This window comes from Pseudomonas sp. 1L-C-7-B-C1, assembly GCF_057291635.1.
On sequence record NZ_JBXAWH010000011.1, the window covers coordinates 1 to 16,988 of the forward strand.

Annotated in this window: 12 protein-coding genes, 3 tRNA genes and 2 pseudogenes; 1 reads left to right on the forward strand and 16 read right to left on the reverse strand. The window is 61.5% G+C overall.

Going from position 1 to position 16,988, the window contains the following annotated elements; all coding sequences use genetic code 11:
- A pseudogene (locus AC0Z8Z_RS17155) lies at window positions 1-369 on the forward strand (threonine ammonia-lyase, biosynthetic); the annotation flags it as partial.
- 275 nt (window positions 370-644) lie between these two features.
- Here the strand turns inward: AC0Z8Z_RS17155 and AC0Z8Z_RS17160 are convergent.
- From AC0Z8Z_RS17160 to AC0Z8Z_RS17235, 16 genes and pseudogenes are all read right to left on the reverse strand, one after another.
- Window positions 645-1,541, reverse strand: coding sequence for a DUF2242 domain-containing protein (locus tag AC0Z8Z_RS17160; protein WP_485619884.1), 897 nt, complete (start codon window positions 1,539-1,541; stop codon window positions 645-647).
- Between the two features lie 261 nt (window positions 1,542-1,802).
- Window positions 1,803-3,068, reverse strand: a complete 1,266-nt coding sequence (gene aroA, locus AC0Z8Z_RS17165; RefSeq protein ID WP_485619885.1) for a 3-phosphoshikimate 1-carboxyvinyltransferase — start codon at window positions 3,066-3,068, stop codon at window positions 1,803-1,805.
- Between the two features lie 196 nt (window positions 3,069-3,264).
- Window positions 3,265-3,341 (reverse strand) — tRNA-Asp (locus tag AC0Z8Z_RS17170).
- Window positions 3,342-3,463: 122 nt separating this feature from the next.
- Window positions 3,464-3,540: transfer RNA gene (locus AC0Z8Z_RS17175), tRNA-Asp, on the reverse strand.
- 74 nt (window positions 3,541-3,614) lie between these two features.
- Window positions 3,615-3,690, reverse strand: a tRNA-Val gene (locus tag AC0Z8Z_RS17180).
- A 162-nt stretch (window positions 3,691-3,852) separates the two neighbouring features.
- On the reverse strand, window positions 3,853-5,064 hold the full coding sequence (locus AC0Z8Z_RS17185; protein WP_485619886.1) for an O-succinylhomoserine sulfhydrylase: 1,212 nt from the start codon (window positions 5,062-5,064) through the stop codon (window positions 3,853-3,855).
- Between the two features lie 21 nt (window positions 5,065-5,085).
- Window positions 5,086-6,594: an amidophosphoribosyltransferase gene (gene purF / locus AC0Z8Z_RS17190; protein ID WP_172609169.1), complete on the reverse strand. Its 1,509-nt coding sequence runs from the start codon at window positions 6,592-6,594 to the stop codon at window positions 5,086-5,088.
- A 12-nt stretch (window positions 6,595-6,606) separates the two neighbouring features.
- Window positions 6,607-7,194, reverse strand: coding sequence for a CvpA family protein (locus tag AC0Z8Z_RS17195; protein WP_037011737.1), 588 nt, complete (start codon window positions 7,192-7,194; stop codon window positions 6,607-6,609).
- A gap of 284 nt (window positions 7,195-7,478) precedes the next feature.
- A complete protein-coding gene (locus tag AC0Z8Z_RS17200) occupies window positions 7,479-8,183 on the reverse strand; it encodes an SPOR domain-containing protein (RefSeq protein ID WP_485619887.1) in 705 nt (234 codons plus the stop codon).
- Window positions 8,167-9,473: pseudogene (gene folC, locus AC0Z8Z_RS17205) on the reverse strand (bifunctional tetrahydrofolate synthase/dihydrofolate synthase). Before folC ends, AC0Z8Z_RS17200 begins: the two are co-directional and overlap by 17 nt.
- Window positions 9,470-10,390 (reverse strand): acetyl-CoA carboxylase, carboxyltransferase subunit beta, encoded by a 921-nt coding sequence (gene accD / locus AC0Z8Z_RS17210; RefSeq protein WP_122535753.1) that lies wholly within the window; start codon window positions 10,388-10,390, stop codon window positions 9,470-9,472. The pseudogene folC and the gene accD overlap by 4 nt, the downstream one beginning before the upstream one ends.
- 283 nt (window positions 10,391-10,673) lie before the next feature.
- Entirely contained in the window at window positions 10,674-11,294 is a 621-nt protein-coding gene (locus AC0Z8Z_RS17215; RefSeq protein WP_485619888.1) for a phosphoribosylanthranilate isomerase, read from the reverse strand.
- A gap of 59 nt (window positions 11,295-11,353) precedes the next feature.
- Entirely contained in the window at window positions 11,354-12,178 is an 825-nt protein-coding gene (gene truA, locus AC0Z8Z_RS17220) for a tRNA pseudouridine(38-40) synthase TruA (protein ID WP_172612940.1), read from the reverse strand.
- Between the two features lie 212 nt (window positions 12,179-12,390).
- Complete coding sequence (locus AC0Z8Z_RS17225; protein ID WP_485619889.1) at window positions 12,391-15,195, reverse strand: FimV/HubP family polar landmark protein; 2,805 nt, start codon at window positions 15,193-15,195, stop codon at window positions 12,391-12,393.
- Between the two features lie 116 nt (window positions 15,196-15,311).
- On the reverse strand, window positions 15,312-16,322 hold the full coding sequence (locus AC0Z8Z_RS17230) for an aspartate-semialdehyde dehydrogenase (protein ID WP_485619890.1): 1,011 nt from the start codon (window positions 16,320-16,322) through the stop codon (window positions 15,312-15,314).
- 98 nt (window positions 16,323-16,420) lie between these two features.
- The gene (locus AC0Z8Z_RS17235) at window positions 16,421-16,984 is read right to left on the reverse strand and encodes a DUF1285 domain-containing protein (protein ID WP_485619891.1); all 564 of its coding nucleotides are present in this window, start codon (window positions 16,982-16,984) and stop codon (window positions 16,421-16,423) included.
- Between the last annotated feature and the right edge of the window lie 4 nt (window positions 16,985-16,988).

Below are 16,988 nucleotides of genomic sequence, written 5' to 3' on the forward strand. Positions count from 1 at the left end.
AAGGCTTTGATCGCGAGCTTGACCGAGCAGGGTTTCCCGGTGCTCGACCTGACCGACAACGAACTGGCCAAGCTGCACCTGCGGCACATGGTGGGTGGGCATTCGGAGCGGGTCAGCGATGAGGTAGTGCTGAGGTTTGAATTCCCGGAGCGTCCGGGTGCGCTGTTCAATTTCCTGAACAAGTTGGGCGGGAAGTGGAATATTTCGATGTTCCACTACCGCAACCATGGCGCGGCAGACGGGCGTGTGGTGGCCGGATTGGTGGTGCCGGAGGATGAACGGCATCTGGTGCCGCAGGCGTTGGCCGAGATTGGCTATCCGTACTGGGACGAGACCAGGAACCCGGCGTACAAGCTGTTTTTGGGGTGAGCCATAGTGCTGACGCCGCAGAGTGTCTGCCGATCACCGCTCAAAATGTGGGAGCGAGCTTGCTCGCGAATAGGCCAGCACAGCCACTAAATCTCCAGCGGCTGAAATGACCCCTTCGTGAGCAAGCTCACTCCCACAGGTTGTGTGTTGGCTGAGAGACCTTCGGGAACAAGGTGGAGCGCCACCCCGGTCACTCCCAAAAGTGCTGCGTCCGCTGAGCGACGTTGCGGTCTCAAGCTCTCCTGCCCGTAGCAATTGTTAACCTACCAAACAGCTCACTGCGCTGGCGTTGACTCAACCGCTGGCGCAGGGCTCGGCTCGGTGGTCGTTTCCGGCGCAGGCGGCGTAGCGGGCGCAGCAGGTGCAGCCTCGGCAGGCGTCACTGTTTCGGCCTTCAACGGTTCCGGTTCGGCAGGCGCAGGCATTGGCTCGCTGCTCTGCTCGGCGGCGGGCGCAGGCTGAGTCGCAGGGGTCGCCAATGGCGCCGGCGCGACGGGCGTAGTGGGTGCAGGCGTAGTTGGCGCAGGTGCAGCCGGTGCAGCGGCCGGCTTTTGCTCCGTCAAGGCCGCCGGTTTACCCGGTACCGGCTCAGGCATGCCAAGGTCGGTTTTGGGCTTCTCTTCAATGTGCGCGGCCTTCTTCAGTTCAGGCGGCAGGAAGTTTTCCACCAGTGCGAAGAAGCGGTCATAGAACTTGGACGACGCCACGGTTTCACTGGCGACTTTGACCATCGAGTCGTCGGTCGAACCAATCGGCATCGACACAGACCCCAGCACGCCTACCCCCAGGCTCGCGGAGTTATTGACCTTCTTCAACGCATAGCGATCCTGTAGCGCGTTGGCGAACATTGTCGTGCGGTTGTCAGCGCTGCCGTCCGGGGCGCACACCACATTGAAGCTGATCTCCATGTGGGTTTCGCCGGTTTGCTGGAAGCTTTTATGGCCGCTGATCACTTTAGGATCGCTGCTGGTGATGATGTAGCCCTGGCTCAGCAGTGCCCGTCGAGCCGCTTCACAGGTGGCGGCATCCGAGACCGGGTAGTTACGGGAGAATGTCCCCGCATCGTCGAAATTCTCATGCTCATAGACCGTCGGTTTCTTCGACGAGCAGCCTGCGGCAGCCAGCAGGGTAATGACCCAGCATGCGGTACGAAAGCTCAGTAATTTAGGCATCAAACATCCTGGGGCAATTGGTCGACTGAACGTGGACCGGAGAAAACGCCGGTAAGTCTGCAACAAGCCTGCCATGGGATCAACGCAGAGTTTGCAACCGTATGGATACATCGAAAGGGTGTCTGTCCACGCGGCCTGCATCCGTGGGCCTGTCAGGGAAGCGAAGGTTGCGCTGATCAGACTGCAACAAGGTCGGAAAAGTCGGCATGCCGGGCCTGGCGTCGATCAGCCGAGGTCTTCAGGCCCGGCACGCTCTGGGCCTCAGACCTCGCCGTGCACCAATTTCACGCCAAGAAATTCCAGCGCACGCCAGTAGCCGGGGTAGGTTTTGCCGACGCACTCCGGATCCTGAATCTGCACACCCGCCACTTTCAGACCGGCCAGCGCGAAACACATGGCAATGCGGTGGTCGGAGTGAGTGTTGATCAGGGCGTTGCTGCTGGTGCCCGCCAGGCTCGGATCAGACGCGACGAGCAAATCATCCCCTTCTACCGAGGCCAGCCCGGGCCGGACTTGATTCAGGCCATCATGCAGCGCCTGAACGCGATCGCATTCCTTGACCCGCAGGTTGGCCAGGTCGACGAAGCGCACAGGTGTCTCGTTGAAGGCTGCCAGCACCGCCAGCGTAGGAATCGCGTCCTGCATCTGTGAGCCATTGATGACCGCAGGCATCTTGGGAAACTGCGCGATCACTTCCATGGCCTTGGCGTCTGGCTGAGTGAACGCCTCCCCCGCCACACCGAGGTCGATCTTGCCGCCGGTCAGCGCTTCGGCAGCCCACAAATAGGTTGCGGCCGAGGCGTCGGGCTCGATCTGGTAGTCGCAGGCGGTGTAACCCGTCGGCGCAACGCGCCACAACGCGTCATCCAGCACCTCGACCTCAGCGCCGAACGCACGCATGCAGGCGATGGTCAGGTCGATGTAACCGCGGGCGCCGATCTCCTTGCCGGTCAGCGCCACTTCAATCGGCGCATCGCCACAGGCTGCAACCATCAACAGTGCGGAGACGTACTGACTCGACAGTCCGCCGTCGATTTCGAAGCGCGTGGCCGTGATCGAACCCGTCCCGCGCACCATGACGGGCGGGCAACCGGTGGCGCTCTCTGCGTTCAGGCCGCCTTTGCGCAGAGCGTCCAGCAATGGGCCAATCGGGCGCTTCTGCATGTAGTGATCGCCGTCCAGCGTGACGCTGCCATCCACCGTGCAGACCGCCGCTGTCAGGAACCGCACCGCTGTTCCGGCGTTACCGAGGAACAGCGGGTCTTGCGGCGCCTCGAGACGCCCGCTGCTGGTGACGACGAAGCTCGTGTCGTCCGGCTCGTCGATGGTCACGCCCATCTGCCTCAGGGCATTGGACATGTGGCGCGTGTCATCGCTTTTCAATGCGCCGCGCAAGTGGCTGGTTCCCTTGGCGAGGGCAGCCAGGAGCAGCGCGCGGTTGGTGATGGACTTCGAGCCGGGCGGCGACACATGGCCCGTCAGCGGTACGCCCGGCGGGATGACAGTGATGGTTTGGTTCATGCCCATGGTCCAGCTCTCCAAATTCGAAATCAGGCACCGCTCAGCGCCGTGTTAACAGCCGGCGATCATGGCATTTATCGCCCAGCTCTGCAGCATCAAGCGCGACAGCCGACGCTTTCGCCAAATCGCAGGCACAAAAAAAGCGATCCTGGGATCGCTTTCTGTGTTGCTTCAGGGCGTTCAAGGGCCCCGAAGCTATGTATGGCGCAGCGGACGGGACTCGAACCCGCGACCCCCGGCGTGACAGGCCGGTATTCTAACCGACTGAACTACCGCTGCTTGTCGCACAGACTTTCATCTGCTTAACGCTGTTGAAACCGACCCTTGGGCCTGCTTCGTAAAACACTGACCGAAAACCTTGGCTTTCAATCTCAAACCGGGAAAACCCGATTTGGAAAATATGGCGCAGCGGACGGGACTCGAACCCGCGACCCCCGGCGTGACAGGCCGGTATTCTAACCGACTGAACTACCGCTGCGCATTGCGTGGACTTTCGTCCTGCTGAATCTCAGTATCCTTCAGCGTCTGATGCTGCTGTGAAACACTCAACGATGGTGGGTGATGACGGGATCGAACCGCCGACCCTCTGCTTGTAAGGCAGATGCTCTCCCGGCTGAGCTAATCACCCTTGCTTCGCTGAGGCCGCGAAATTTACGCAGATGGCGAACCTAAGTCAATAGCCCGCTTGAAGTTTTTTTCAAAAGAGCCATTTTTCCCGAGAGGCACGAAGCTGCACATCAGGAACAAAAAAGCGAGCCCTGAGGCTCGCTTTCGTGTTCAGACACCCTGCTTACAACGCAGCCAGACCACGCACGAGATCCGCCTGCAGGTCAGCGACGTCTTCCAGCCCTACGGCGACGCGGATCAGGCTGTCACGTATGCCGGCGGCCTCACGCTCCTGCGGCGACAGCCGACCGTGGGAAGTGGTGCTCGGATGGGTGATGGTGGTCTTGGTGTCACCCAGGTTCGCGGTGATCGAGATCAACCGCGTGGCATCGATGAAGCGCCATGCGCCGTCCTTGCCGCCCTTCACCTCAAAGCTCACCACCGCGCCAAACGCCTTCTGCTGACGTTTGGCCAACGCGTGCTGCGGGTGACTCTCGAGACCGGAGTAATGCACCTTCTCGATGCCCTCCTGCTGCTCGAGCCACTGCGCCAGTTCCAGGGCGCTCTGGCAATGGGCACGCATGCGGATGTTCAGGGTTTCGAGCCCCTTGAGGAACAGCCAGGCGTTGAACGGGCTCAGACTTGGCCCTGCAGTGCGCAGGAAGCCCACGACTTCTTTCATCAGTTCGCTGCGACCGACCACCACCCCGCCCATGGCGCGGCCTTGTCCGTCGATGAACTTGGTCGCCGAATGCACGACCACGTCCGCGCCCATGCGCAGCGGTTGCTGCAGCGCCGGTGTGCAGAAGCAGTTATCGACCACCAGCAGCGCGCCCTTGGCGTGGGCAATTTCCGCCAGTGCATTGATGTCGACCAGCTCCGCCAACGGGTTGGACGGTGATTCGACGAACAGCATTTTGGTATTCGGCTTGATCGCCGCGTCCCAGCCAGACAGTTCTGCGAGGGGGACGTAATCGACATCGACCCCGAAGCGCTTGAAGTACTTTTCGAACAGGCTGATGGTCGAACCGAAGACGCTCTTCGACACCAGCACATGGTCGCCAGCGCTGCAGAAGCTCATCACCGTGGCGAGGATGGCTGACATCCCGGTGGAGGTTGCCACCGCCTGCTCGCCGCCTTCCAGCGCAGCCATGCGTTCTTCGAACGAAGCCACGGTCGGGTTGGTGTAACGCGAGTAGACGTTGCCGGGGATCTCTCCGGCGAAGGTCGCGGCTGCCTCGGCTGCCGTGCGGAACACGTAGCTGGACGTGAAAAACAGTGGATCGCTGTGTTCGCGTTCCGGCGTGCGGTGCTGACCGGCACGAACCGCGAGGGTGTCAAAACCGACACCCTCGAGATCGCTGTCCAGTCGACCGGCATCCCATTCCTGAGTCATGCCGCCTGCTCCTTGTCTGGATTAGTTGTTGTACAGATCGATGATCGCGCTCACCGCCTGAGTCTTGACCTTGGAGGCGTCGTTGCGCGCCTGCTCGATCCTGTTCAGATAATGCTCGTCGATGTCACCGGTCACGTACTTGCCGTCGAAGACCGAACAGTCAAAATTGTCGATCTTGATCTTTTTGCTGCCACTCACCGCCTCGATCAGGTCATTCAGATCCTGATAGACCAGCCAGTCGGCACCGATGAGGTCGGCCACGTCCTGGGTGGAACGGTTGTGAGCGATCAGCTCATGGGCACTCGGCATGTCGATGCCGTAGACGTTGGGGAAGCGCACGGCCGGGGCCGCAGAACAGAAATAGACGTTCTTGGCGCCGGCTTCACGGGCCATCTGGATGATCTGCTTGCACGTCGTGCCGCGAACGATAGAGTCGTCCACCAGCATCACGTTCTTGCCACGGAATTCCAGCTCGATCGCATTGAGCTTCTGGCGCACGGATTTTTTCCGCGCGGCCTGGCCCGGCATGATGAAGGTGCGGCCGATGTAGCGGTTCTTGACGAAGCCTTCGCGGAATTTCACGCCGAGGTGGTTCGCCAGTTCCAGCGCGGCCGTGCGACTGGTGTCCGGAATCGGGATGACCACGTCGATGTCATGATCAGGACGCTCGCGCAGGATCTTGTCGGCGAGCTTTTCGCCCATGCGCAGACGCGCCTTGTAGACCGAGATGCCGTCGATGATCGAATCCGGACGCGCCAGGTAGACGTGCTCGAAGATGCACGGGGCGTATTTGGGATCGGTGGCGCACTGACGGGTGTGCAGCTTGCCGTCTTCGGTGATGTACACCGCTTCGCCCGGTGCCAGGTCACGAATCAACGTGAAGCCGAGCACGTCCAGCGAAACGCTTTCGGAGGCGATCATGTACTCGACGCCTTCGTCAGTGTGACGCTGACCGAAAACGATTGGGCGGATGGCGTCCGGATCGCGGAAACCGACGATGCCGTAACCGGTAATCATCGCCACGACCGCGTAACCGCCACGGCAGCGCTTATGCACGTCGGCGACGGCCGCGAAGATATCTTCTTCGGTCGGCTGCAGCTTGCCGCGCACCGCCAGCTCGTGGGCGAACACGTTGAGCAGCACTTCGGAGTCGGAGTTGGTGTTGACGTGACGCAGGTCCGACTCGAAGATTTCCTTCGCCAGTTGCTCGACGTTGGTCAGGTTGCCGTTGTGCGCCAGGGTGATGCCGTAAGGCGAGTTGACATAGAACGGCTGGGCCTCGGCTGACGTCGAGCTTCCCGCCGTTGGATAACGTACGTGCCCAATGCCCATGTGCCCGACCAGCCTTTGCATATGGCGCTGGTGGAACACATCACGAACCAGACCGTTGTCCTTGCGCAGGAACAACTTGCCGTCATGGCTGGTCACGATACCGGCAGCGTCCTGGCCGCGGTGCTGGAGGACGGTGAGCGCGTCATAAAGCGCCTGATTGACGTTCGACTTGCCGACGATACCGACGATGCCACACATGCGACACAACCCCTACTTAGTGGAACTGGATTTACCGAACACTTCCGGCGGCGTTGTAGGCGGCAGGAGGTGATCCTTGAACGGGATGTCAACAGGTACGCTGACTCCGCTGGCTAGCCACTTGCTGGACATCCCGAGAATCAGGTTTTTCGACCAGTCAGCGACCATGACAAATTGCGGGAGCAGCCTCGACTGCTGCCACCATTGATCCTGTTGCACCGGGCCCAGGCTCAACAGCCCGACCGCGACGACAACCAGCAAGGCTCCGCGCGCCGCGCCGAAGACCATACCCAGAAAACGATCGGTCCCGGACAGCCCGGTGACGCGTATCAGTTCTCCAATCAGAAAGTTGACCATGGCGCCGACCAGCAGGGTGGCGACGAAAAGAATGGTGCAGCCCGCAATCACGCGCGCCGAAGGTGCTTCGATGTAGTTGACCAGATACTGGGCCAGCGATCCGCCAAACATCCAGGCGACGGCACCTGCGATGATCCACGTCAGCAAGGACAATGCTTCTTTGACGAAGCCGCGCTTGAGACTGATCAAAGCGGAGATGGCGACAATTGCAATGATCGCCCAGTCAACCGGAGTAAATGACACGTCGCAGCCTACAGACTGATAAGGCGGCGGATTTTAGCAGAGCACTCGCCTGCCGGTAAGCAGCGATTGCGGATGAAGGGCAATTAAGGCGAACTCTTGGACTTTGTTGGAGGTCGGCTGGGGTCAGACCCGAGACCGACAGTGTCAGATCCGGCCCCTTCCCTGGTAGGACCGGCTTTAGCCGGGAAGGCGGCAGTTGCCACAGCGCGAAATCGAGGGTGGCTGATCCGGCCCCTTCCCGGCTGAAGCCGGTCCTACTAAGGGAAGGCGTCGGCCGGGGACGCTTACTTACGCTCCGGCTGAAAACGCACGACGATGCCTTTGATCTTCTGCTGTTTTTCCAGCGTGTCACGCAAGCGATCGGCCTCGACACGCTCGATCACCGGGCCAACAAAGACGCGGTTCACGCCATCGGAGGTACGGATGTAAGCGTTGTAGCCCTGAGTGCGCAACGTCTTCTGCAGTGTGTCGGCATTGGCGCGATTGGACAGGCTCGCCAGCTGCACCGCCCACGTGACCGACAGACCATTGGCATCGACCCGGCTGGTGTCAGCGGCTGACGCGACTGGCGCTGGCGCTTGAGCGGGTGCAGGTGTCGGTGCCGGAGCTGGCTTCACAGGCGCTGTCTGGGCGGGTTTGGGCGCAGCAGCCACAGGCTTGGAAGGCGCAGGAGCAATGGGCATGGACGGCGGCTGTTGACTGGTGCGCTGCTGAACAGGCTGGGCAGGATGCACAGGCTGAGCAGGTTGCGTCAGCTCGTCATCGGTCGGCACCGGTTCCTGGGGCAATGGCTGCTGTTCAGGCACGCTGACGGGTTCTACCTTGATCTGCGAAGTGGCCGGCGCTTGCGGCGCGGCAGGCGCTTCGACCTGCACACGGCGGGCTTCATCCTGACGCGAAAACAGCATCGGCAGAAAAATCACCGCGATGGCAATCAGCACCAACGCTCCCACCATGCGCTGCTTGTACGCTTTATCCAGCAAAGCCATGTGTCACTTCCTCCGTGACGCGCCAGCAAGCCATTCCAGGGCCTCGGCTACGCAGTAAAAAGACCCGAACAGAACAATCTCGTCGTCGGCTGTCGCGTGGGCGCACTGAGCTTCCAGTGCCAGCGCGATACTCGGGTGAGACGTCACGCGAGCGCCAAGGTTCTGCAACGCCTGTTCGATCTCTTGCGCCGGACGGCTGCGGGGCGTTGGCAGCGGTGCGACGGCCCAACTGCTGAACGTTTCGCCCAACTCCGCCAAGATGCCTTGCAGATCCTTGTCGCTGAGCAGTCCGAACACCGCCAGACGCCGGCCCGCCACCGGTCGCTGATTCAAGCGCTGGGCGAGAAACGTCGCCGCATGGGGGTTATGACCAACATCCAGCAGAAGGCTCAGCGATTTGCCCTGCCAGTCGATGCTGCGACGGTCAAGGCGACCGGTGACGCGCGTCTTGACGAGCGCATCGCGAAGGCTCGCCTCATTCCACGGCAGATCCAGCAGCAGGTAGGCCTGCAGCGCCAAAGCAGCGTTCTGCATGGGCAGGTCGAGTAACGGCAGCGCGTGCAGTTCGACCTTCCGACCGGTCGCGTCGGTGCCAGACCAGTCCCACCCCGTGGCGTTGATCTGCAGATCGAAATCGCGGCCGCGCAGCGACAGCGGGCAATGCAGTGCACGCGCCTTGTCGAGCAATGGCTGCGGTGGATCAAGATCGCCGCACAGCGCGGGCTTCCCTTCACGGAATATCCCGGCCTTCTCGAACGCCACGCTCTCACGGGTATTGCCGAGGAATTCCGCGTGATCAACGCCAATGCTGGTGACCAGCGCCATGTCGGCGTCGATCAGGTTGACCGTATCGAGCCGCCCGCCCAGGCCCACTTCCAGCACCACTGCGTCCAGCCCGGCCTGCGCGAACAGCCAGAACGCTGCCAGCGTGCCCATTTCAAAATAGGTCAGGGAAATGTCGCCGCGGCCGCGCTCCACTACCTCGAACGCCGCGCACAGCTCGGCGTCGGTGGCTTCAACGCCCTGCACCTGGACACGCTCGTTGTAGCGCAGCAAGTGCGGCGAGCTGTAAACACCCACCTTCAGCCCCTGGGCCTGCAACAAGGAAGCAACGAATGCGCAGGTCGAGCCTTTGCCGTTGGTCCCGGTGACCGTGATCACTCTGGGCGCCGGCCGGTTCAGGCCCATCTGCGTGGCCACCTGCTGCGAACGCTCCAACCCCATGTCGATGGCCGACGGGTGCAGCTGTTCCAGGTAACTGAGCCAGTCGCTCAAAGAGCGTGCGGTCATATGTTCGCCGGAGCAGGCGGCACAACGATCGGCTCAAGTGTCGGCGCCACGAATTTCGGCGTCGGCAGCCCCATCATCTGTGCCAGCACGTTGCCCAGACGCTGACGCAGTTCCTGACGGTGGATGATCATGTCGATCGCGCCGTGGTCGAGCAGGAATTCGCTGCGCTGGAAGCCTTCCGGCAGCTTCTCGCGCACGGTTTGCTCGATCACGCGAGGGCCGGCGAAGCCGATCAGTGCTTTAGGCTCGGCAACAATGATATCGCCCAGCATCGCCAGACTGGCGGAAACACCACCGTAGACCGGGTCGGTCAATACGGAGATGAACGGCAAGCCTTCTTCACGAAGACGCGCCAGGACGGCCGAGGTCTTGGCCATCTGCATCAGCGAGATCAGGGCTTCCTGCATACGCGCACCGCCGGATGCCGCGAAGCAGATCATCGGGCAGCGGTTTTCCAGTGCGTAGTTGGCGGCTTGGACGAACCGCTCACCCACCACTGCACCCATCGAGCCGCCCATGAAGGAGAACTCGAATGCGCTGCACACCACCGGCATGCCCAGCAGGGTACCGCTCATGGAAATTAGCGCGTCCTTCTCACCGGTCTGCTTCTGAGCGGCGACCAGGCGGTCCTTGTACTTCTTGCCGTCGCGGAATTTCAGACGGTCTACCGGCTCCAGATCAACGCCGATCTCCTGGCGGCCATCGGCGTCCAGGAAGATATTCAGACGGGCACGGGCGCCGATGCGCATGTGGTGGTTGCACTTCGGGCAGACGTCCAGGGTCTTTTCCAGCTCGGGGCGATACAGCACCGCTTCGCAGGAGGGGCATTTGTGCCACAGACCTTCGGGCACCGAGCTCTTCTTGACCTCGGAACGCATGATCGAAGGGATCAGTTTGTCTACCAACCAGTTGCTCATGCTTTCTTTCTCCAGTACCGATGGCTCGAACGCGATGGCATTTGGTGCCATGCGCATGCCCTTAAATCAATGTCATGTACGGTGCCGCGAAATGTCGTACGACGATCGGCGCGAGGCCTGACCTGCCGGGACAACACTCACGAACACCACGCTCAACTTCATCACGAGACGCAAGACGTCTTCGCTCAACCAATTCGGCCACACGCATCAGCGGATGGCAGGCTAGTGGACGGCGAACGCGGGTCCGCCGTCACATCACAGCCGATGTTGCCGGACAAACGCCCTAGGCGCCGTGCACTGCACTCATGAACGCGCGGATCTTGTCGTGATCCTTCAAGCCTTTGGATTTCTCCACCCCGCCGCTCACGTCAACCGCGTAGGGATGCACCTGGGCGATCGCCTGGGAGACGTTGGCCGAGGTCAGGCCGCCGGCGACAATCAGCGGCTTGCTCAGATGTTTCGGAATCAGCGCCCAGTCGAAGGTTTCGCCCGTACCGCCGGGAATGCCTGCGACGTAAGTGTCGAGCAGGATGCCGCAAGCGTTAGCGTAGGCATCGCAGCTGGCGGCGATGTCGTCGCCGGCCTGGACGCGCAGCGCCTTGATGTACGGGCGGTTATAGCCTTCGCACTGCTCGGGACTCTCATCGCCGTGAAACTGAATGAGGTCGAGGGGAACAACGTCGAGCAGCGCCTGCAGGTCGGCGCGCTCGGCGTTCACAAACAGGCCGACGGTGCTGACAAAAGGCGGCAGCGCAGCAACGATTGCCTGAGCCTGCTCAACAGTGACGAAGCGCGGGCTCTTGGGATAAAACACCAGCCCGATGGCGTCGGCTCCCGCGTCAACCGCGGCCAATGCATCCTCTATGCAGGTAATCCCGCAGATCTTGCTGCGAACGGCTGACATGTAGTGGAGACCTCAAGCCTTGCGAAAGTCACGGATGGTAGCAAATGCAGTCACCTGCGTCAGCCGTCCAGTTCCGAGAAGCCGGTGAGAAAATGCGGGCCGATGTAGCGATCCGGTAATGGGAACTCGTCGCGGTATTCCACCTGAACCAGATACAGGCCGAAAGGATGAGCCGTCACCCCGCCGGTGCGCCGTACCCGGCTTTCGAGCACTTCCTTCGCCCACTCGATCGGCCGCTCCCCTGCCCCGATGGTCATCAGCACGCCAGCAATGTTACGCACCATGTGATGCAGGAAGGCATTGGCGCGGACATCGATGACGATCATCTTGCCGTGGCGGGTGACGCGCAGGTGGTGAAGCTGCTTGATCGGCGACTTGGCCTGGCATTGCCCGGCACGGAATGCACTGAAATCGTGGGTACCGACCAGGTATTCGGCGGCCAGCGCCATTCTCTCCGCATCCAGCGGGCGGTGATTCCAGGTGATTTCCTGGCCCAGGTGTGCCGGGCGGATCTGATCGTTGTAGATCACGTAGCGGTAGCGACGGGCGATCGCCTTGAAACGCGCGTGAAAATGGGCGGGCATGACCTTGGCCCAGGTCACGCTGATGTCATGGGGCAAATTGATATTGGCGCCCATGGTCCAGGCTTTCATGCTGCGCTCGGCCCGGGTGTCGAAGTGCACCACCTGACCGCACGCGTGCACGCCCGCATCGGTGCGCCCGGCGCACATCAGCGACACCGGTGAATCAGCCACTTTCGACAGGGCGTTTTCCAGTGTTTCCTGGACGGTCAGCACGCCGGTCAACTGCCGCTGCCAGCCGCTGTAACGCGAGCCTTTGTATTCCACGCCCAGCGCGATTCTGGAAAAACCTTCGGCGGCCAGCTCGGCTGCCGCTGTTTCTGCCTCGGTGTCTGTAGTTGCCAAGAGCTTAAAGCCTGTCGATGTGCGCAAGGGCGGCCATTATACGGATCGAAAGAAAAGACGCCATCGGCAGGGGCAAACGGTTTATCTCGGAAGCCAGGGTGAACCGAAAGGCCCGGCCCGGAAACGCAAACGACCGCCGAAGCGGTCGTTTATTGCAACGTCGATTAGGGTCAGACGAGGCGCGACAGCATGTTCCGCGCTTCGGTTTTCTGGCCGTCATCACCTTCAGCCACCACCTCATCGAGGATATCGCGAGCGCCGTCGGCGTCGCCCATCTCGATGTAGGCGCGGGCCAGGTCCAGCTTGGTAGCCGCTTCATCGGTACCGGACAGGAAGTCAAATTCCGGTTCATCGTCCGCCAGCAGCGCGTCGTCTTCCGTAAAACGAGGTGACGCTTCCACCGGCTTGTCCAACGCCGTGTCGAACGGCCTGGCGATCGGCGGCTGCTCCAGACTCTGGGAAAGACGGTCCAGCTCAGCGTTGACGTCGTCGATCTCGGACGCAAAGGCTTCCGACGCCTGCTCGGTTTCCATCTCGTCAGCCAGGGAGAGGTCGAAATCGGCTGGCAATTCGATGTCGTCTTCCATCGCAGGCTTGGACGCGCCCAGCGATGCAGGCTGTTCGAACGGCGGCAGATCACGCAGATCGTCCTCCATCCCCAGCAAGTAGTCGTCTTCGGCTTTCAACGCAGGCTGATCTTCCGCCAGATTGAGGTCGAAATCGTCCAGCTCAGGCTGAGCGGCAACGGAGGTCGCCTGCTGCTCGCGCAGAATCGCGTCGAAGTCCAGGTCATCGGATGCCGATCCGGCAAACGGCGCGTCCAGGTCCAGATCGTCCAGAGCAGCGTTGTCCTGTGCCGCAGCGTGATTCGGCGCAGCGGCAGGCGATTCGCTGTCCAGATCATCAAGGCTCAGGTCAAAGTCGTTATCGAACTCGTCGTCCAGTGGCACTTCGGTGACCGTTTCTGCAGCCGGAGCAGGCTGCACGGCGACTTCAGGTTCGTCATGGAGCAGCTCTTCAACGTACTTTGCGTCCATTTCCGCTGCCAAAGCCGCTGCTGCTGCCACCCCTGCTGCCGCCGCGGCCATGGACGGATAGCGGGATTTCAGCTCTTCGACTTCAGCGTGGTTCTTTCCCGTGGCGATCAGCTGCCGTTCCTGCGCGACAAATCCGGATTGGTTGTCCTGCTCGGCATAGACTTCCATCAGCTTGAGGCGCAAGTCACTGCGCTGCGGCTCATGCTTGATGGCGTCTTCCAGAACGGCGACCGCCTGATTGGTACGGCCGTATGCGATGTGAATTTCAGCCTGAACGAGCGCGTCAGCCGGATGTTCGCGGACCGGCTCGGCGACGGTCGGCGCCGGCGGCGTCTTTGCGTGGGGCGCCGGCGCCTCCAGGCCTTCGAAGCTGCTGGGAGACATGTCCAAATCGGACGCGAAGTCCGATTCTTCCGACAAAGCGCGGGCCATCTGGCGATGGCGCTCGGCCTCGATCAGCGCATTGCGTCGGCGAGCCAGCAGCAATAGGAGCAGCAGCAACACCAACAGCGCGCCGCCACCAATCAGGCCCATGAGCATCGGGCTGGAGAGGATCTTGTCGAGGGCGCTGCGGTTGTCTTCATCGACCACCGGCTCGGTGGGTACGATCAGCGCTTGATCAGGCGTTGCGCTGGTGACCGTCGCGCCGTCAACCGGCAACGCATCCTCGGGGGCGATTTCGTCGGGTGCCTTGCCGGCAACATCAGGCGCCGCGGCGTTCGGCACGACCTGTGCCTGCATCGCCGAGTTGGCAGCATTATTGGGGTTGGTGACGCTGTTAGGGCTGACGGCAGGATTGGCAGGATTTGCAGCATCGACAGGCGGTGGAACCGTCGCGCCTGACGCCTGCATCTTCGCCAGCTGATCATTCTTCAGTTGAATCAGCCGCTGCAGTTTGTCGACCTGGCTCTGCAGATCGGTCATACGGCTTTTCAGCTCGGCATTGTCCCGACGCGTGGTGTCCAGGCTTTCCTGGGTAGTCGCCAGCTGGTTGCTGATATCGGCATTGTCGCCCGCCTTGCCTTTCGCACCCGCCTTATTGGCAGAAACGAGGCTGAGGTTGTCTTTAGCGTCGATTTGCGACGGCGCAGCGCCAGCGCGGTCGCGGCGGGTCGCATCGACCTGACGCGCGCCGCTGGGCATGCGCCGGCCTTCGCGCCAGGCACGATTCTGCTCGGCCACTTCAGCCACTGCACGAGGCTGCGCCAGCGCTGTTGATTCCTGCGGCGACGGCAGACGCAACACCTGACCTTTCTTCAGGCGGTTGATGTTGCCGGCAATAAAGGCATCAGGGTTCAACGCCTGAATGGCCAGCATGGTCTGCTGCACAGTTCCGCCATTTTTCACGCGCTCGGCGATTTCCCAGAGCGTATCGTTATTGGCGGTGGTGTATTGGGTGAACTTGGGTTCCGGGGCCGGCGCTGGAGCAGGAGTCGAAGGCGCCGCGGCCGGTGTTTCGGCGGCGGGCGCAGGGGCGGGTGCGGCGCTCGGTGCCGTTGAAGGCAATTGCGCGGCGGCCGCAGCGGCTTGCGGGGAAAATTTGGGCGGGTCCAGCAACAGGCTGTACTCGCGCAGTGCCCGGCCATTGGGCCAGAGCACTTGAACGAGGAATTTTACGTAGGGATCGCGGATAGGCTTGGTGGAGGTGATGCGCAACACGCTCTTGCCACCGGGATTGACGACGGGGGTAAAGGTCAGGTCGTCCAGAATCGCCACTCGGCCAACGCCGGCCTGAGCGAACTCCGCGGACGTCGCCAGACTTGGCACCACCTGGGAGGCATTAAGGTCCTGCACTTCCGTCAGCTCGATTTCGGCCAACAGCGGTTGATTCAGGGTCGACTTCACGGTCAGACCGCCGAGGCCGAGCGCTTGGGCCACTCCCGATGACAGCGCCGACGCCGCAGCGATTGCTAAAACGAGTTTACGAACCTGAACCATAGCCCATCCCTTGTTTGAAATTTCCCCGGCAATCGCGAAGATAATGCCTGCTCGGGTGTAGGGCGTGTCAGCACGCCGCAGCTAGAATGATTCTTCGAATTGTCGGCAAGTATCTTTTACGCAACATCTTTTATCAACAACTCAGCCACCTGCACAGCGTTCAGCGCTGCGCCCTTGCGCACATTGTCCAGCGTGACCCAGAAATTAAGTTCACAACCGTCGTCGACACCCCTGCGCAAACGTCCTATATAGACAGCGTCCTGTCCTACGGCGTCCCCCACCGGCGTCGGGTAATCGCCGGCCTCGACCAGCTCGATGCCTTCTGCAGTTTCAAGCGCAGCATTGACCGCCTTGATGTCGACCGCCCCGCTCGTCTGCAATGACACGCTCAGGCTGTCGCCGAAGAACACCGGCACCTGGATGCAACTCACGCCGACCTTGATTAAAGGCAGCGAGAGCAACTCGCGCAACTCGCTGACCAAACGTTTTTCCAGTGGCACATGACCCTCGGCGTCAGGCTTGCCCACCTGAGCGAGCACGTTGAAGGCCATCTGCCGGTCAAACACCTTGGGCTCCAGCGGGCGAACGTTGAGCAGCTCGGCGGTTTGCCGGGCCAGTTCGGTGACCCCTTCGCGGCCCATGCTCGACACCGCCAGGCACGCTGTCACCGTGATCCGCTCGATGTCCAGCAGTGCGCGCAACGGCGCCAGCACCAGCGCGAGTGCAGCAGCGCTGGAGCTCGGGCAGGCAACCTGCTGCGGCTTGGCCAAGTCAGCCAGGCGGGCGCCATTGACCTCGGGCACCACATTCGGTGCATGCTCGACGGGCAACCCAGCGGACAGGTCGATCACTGCACAGCCGGCGGCCGTGGCGCGCTCGGCATAACTGCGCGTTACGGCGGCGCCTGCTGCGAAAAAGGCAATTTTGGCCTTGTTGAAATCAAAAGCATCGACTTCGCGCACCCGGACATTCTTGCCACGGTACGGCACCGAGCTGCCGGCTGATTCGGCACTGGCGAGCAGGTGCAAATCGCCGACCGGGAAGTCGCGCTCCTCAAGAATCTGGACGATGGTTTCGCCGACAGTACCGGTGGCGCCGATCACGGCGATATCAAAGGACTGGCTCATGGAAAAACCTCAGGGAAAAATCAGGGGGCGGCACTGTAACTGCACGGTGGTGGTCAGGCAATTGGCCGCAAGCGGATAGCCGAACGGACTGAGACTTATCAGGGCTCAAGGCCGATGGGAAAAAACTCGCCACCGCTCCACACGCCCAGCCAGCGCTGCTCGTCGATTTCACGCACGACAGCAAGGTCCACCAATTGATAGAAGACGTTGCGGTGAATCAGGGCTTCGAGGTTGTTGCGCACAAGCACGTAGGGCGCCGGTTCCTGGGTCTGCGGATCAAGGTCGATGCGCAGCGGGTGTTCAGCCCCCGCCTCCACTCTGTCTTCGACGTTGGTGGTGAACCGCAGCAACTGCGACTCACCGCTGCCTTCGACGTCCAGCAGCACCGCCACAAAAGGCGCGTCGTCGACCTTGATGCCGACCTTCTCAACCGGTGTGATCAGAAAGTAATCGTCGCCGTCCCGGCGAATGATGGTGGAAAACAGCCGCACCATCGGCTTGCGACCAATGGGGGTGCCCAGATAGAACCAGGTGCCATCGCGGGCGATGCGCATGTCGATGTCACCGCAGAAATCCGGGTTCCACAGGTGCACGGGCGGCAAGCCCTTGCCGCTTTTCGCAATCTGGGCCAACAGGTCATTGGCTTTGTCCTGCCCACTCATACGC

Excerpts from the sequence above, each read along its gene's own strand:
- AC0Z8Z_RS17160 (WP_485619884.1), bottom strand. The coding sequence starts at position 1,541 with ATGCCTAAATTACTGAGCTTTCGTACCGCATGCTGGGTCATTACCCTG.
- aroA (WP_485619885.1), bottom strand. The coding sequence starts at position 3,068 with ATGGGCATGAACCAAACCATCACTGTCATCCCGCCGGGCGTACCGCTG.
- AC0Z8Z_RS17185 (WP_485619886.1), bottom strand. The coding sequence starts at position 5,064 with ATGACTCAGGAATGGGATGCCGGTCGACTGGACAGCGATCTCGAGGGT.
- purF (WP_172609169.1), bottom strand. The coding sequence starts at position 6,594 with ATGTGTGGCATCGTCGGTATCGTCGGCAAGTCGAACGTCAATCAGGCG.
- AC0Z8Z_RS17200 (WP_485619887.1), bottom strand. The coding sequence starts at position 8,183 with ATGGCTTTGCTGGATAAAGCGTACAAGCAGCGCATGGTGGGAGCGTTG.
- accD (WP_122535753.1), bottom strand. The coding sequence starts at position 10,390 with ATGAGCAACTGGTTGGTAGACAAACTGATCCCTTCGATCATGCGTTCC.
- AC0Z8Z_RS17215 (WP_485619888.1), bottom strand. The coding sequence starts at position 11,294 with ATGTCAGCCGTTCGCAGCAAGATCTGCGGGATTACCTGCATAGAGGAT.
- AC0Z8Z_RS17225 (WP_485619889.1), bottom strand. The coding sequence starts at position 15,195 with ATGGTTCAGGTTCGTAAACTCGTTTTAGCAATCGCTGCGGCGTCGGCG.
- AC0Z8Z_RS17230 (WP_485619890.1), bottom strand. The coding sequence starts at position 16,322 with ATGAGCCAGTCCTTTGATATCGCCGTGATCGGCGCCACCGGTACTGTC.
- AC0Z8Z_RS17235 (WP_485619891.1), bottom strand. The coding sequence starts at position 16,984 with ATGAGTGGGCAGGACAAAGCCAATGACCTGTTGGCCCAGATTGCGAAA.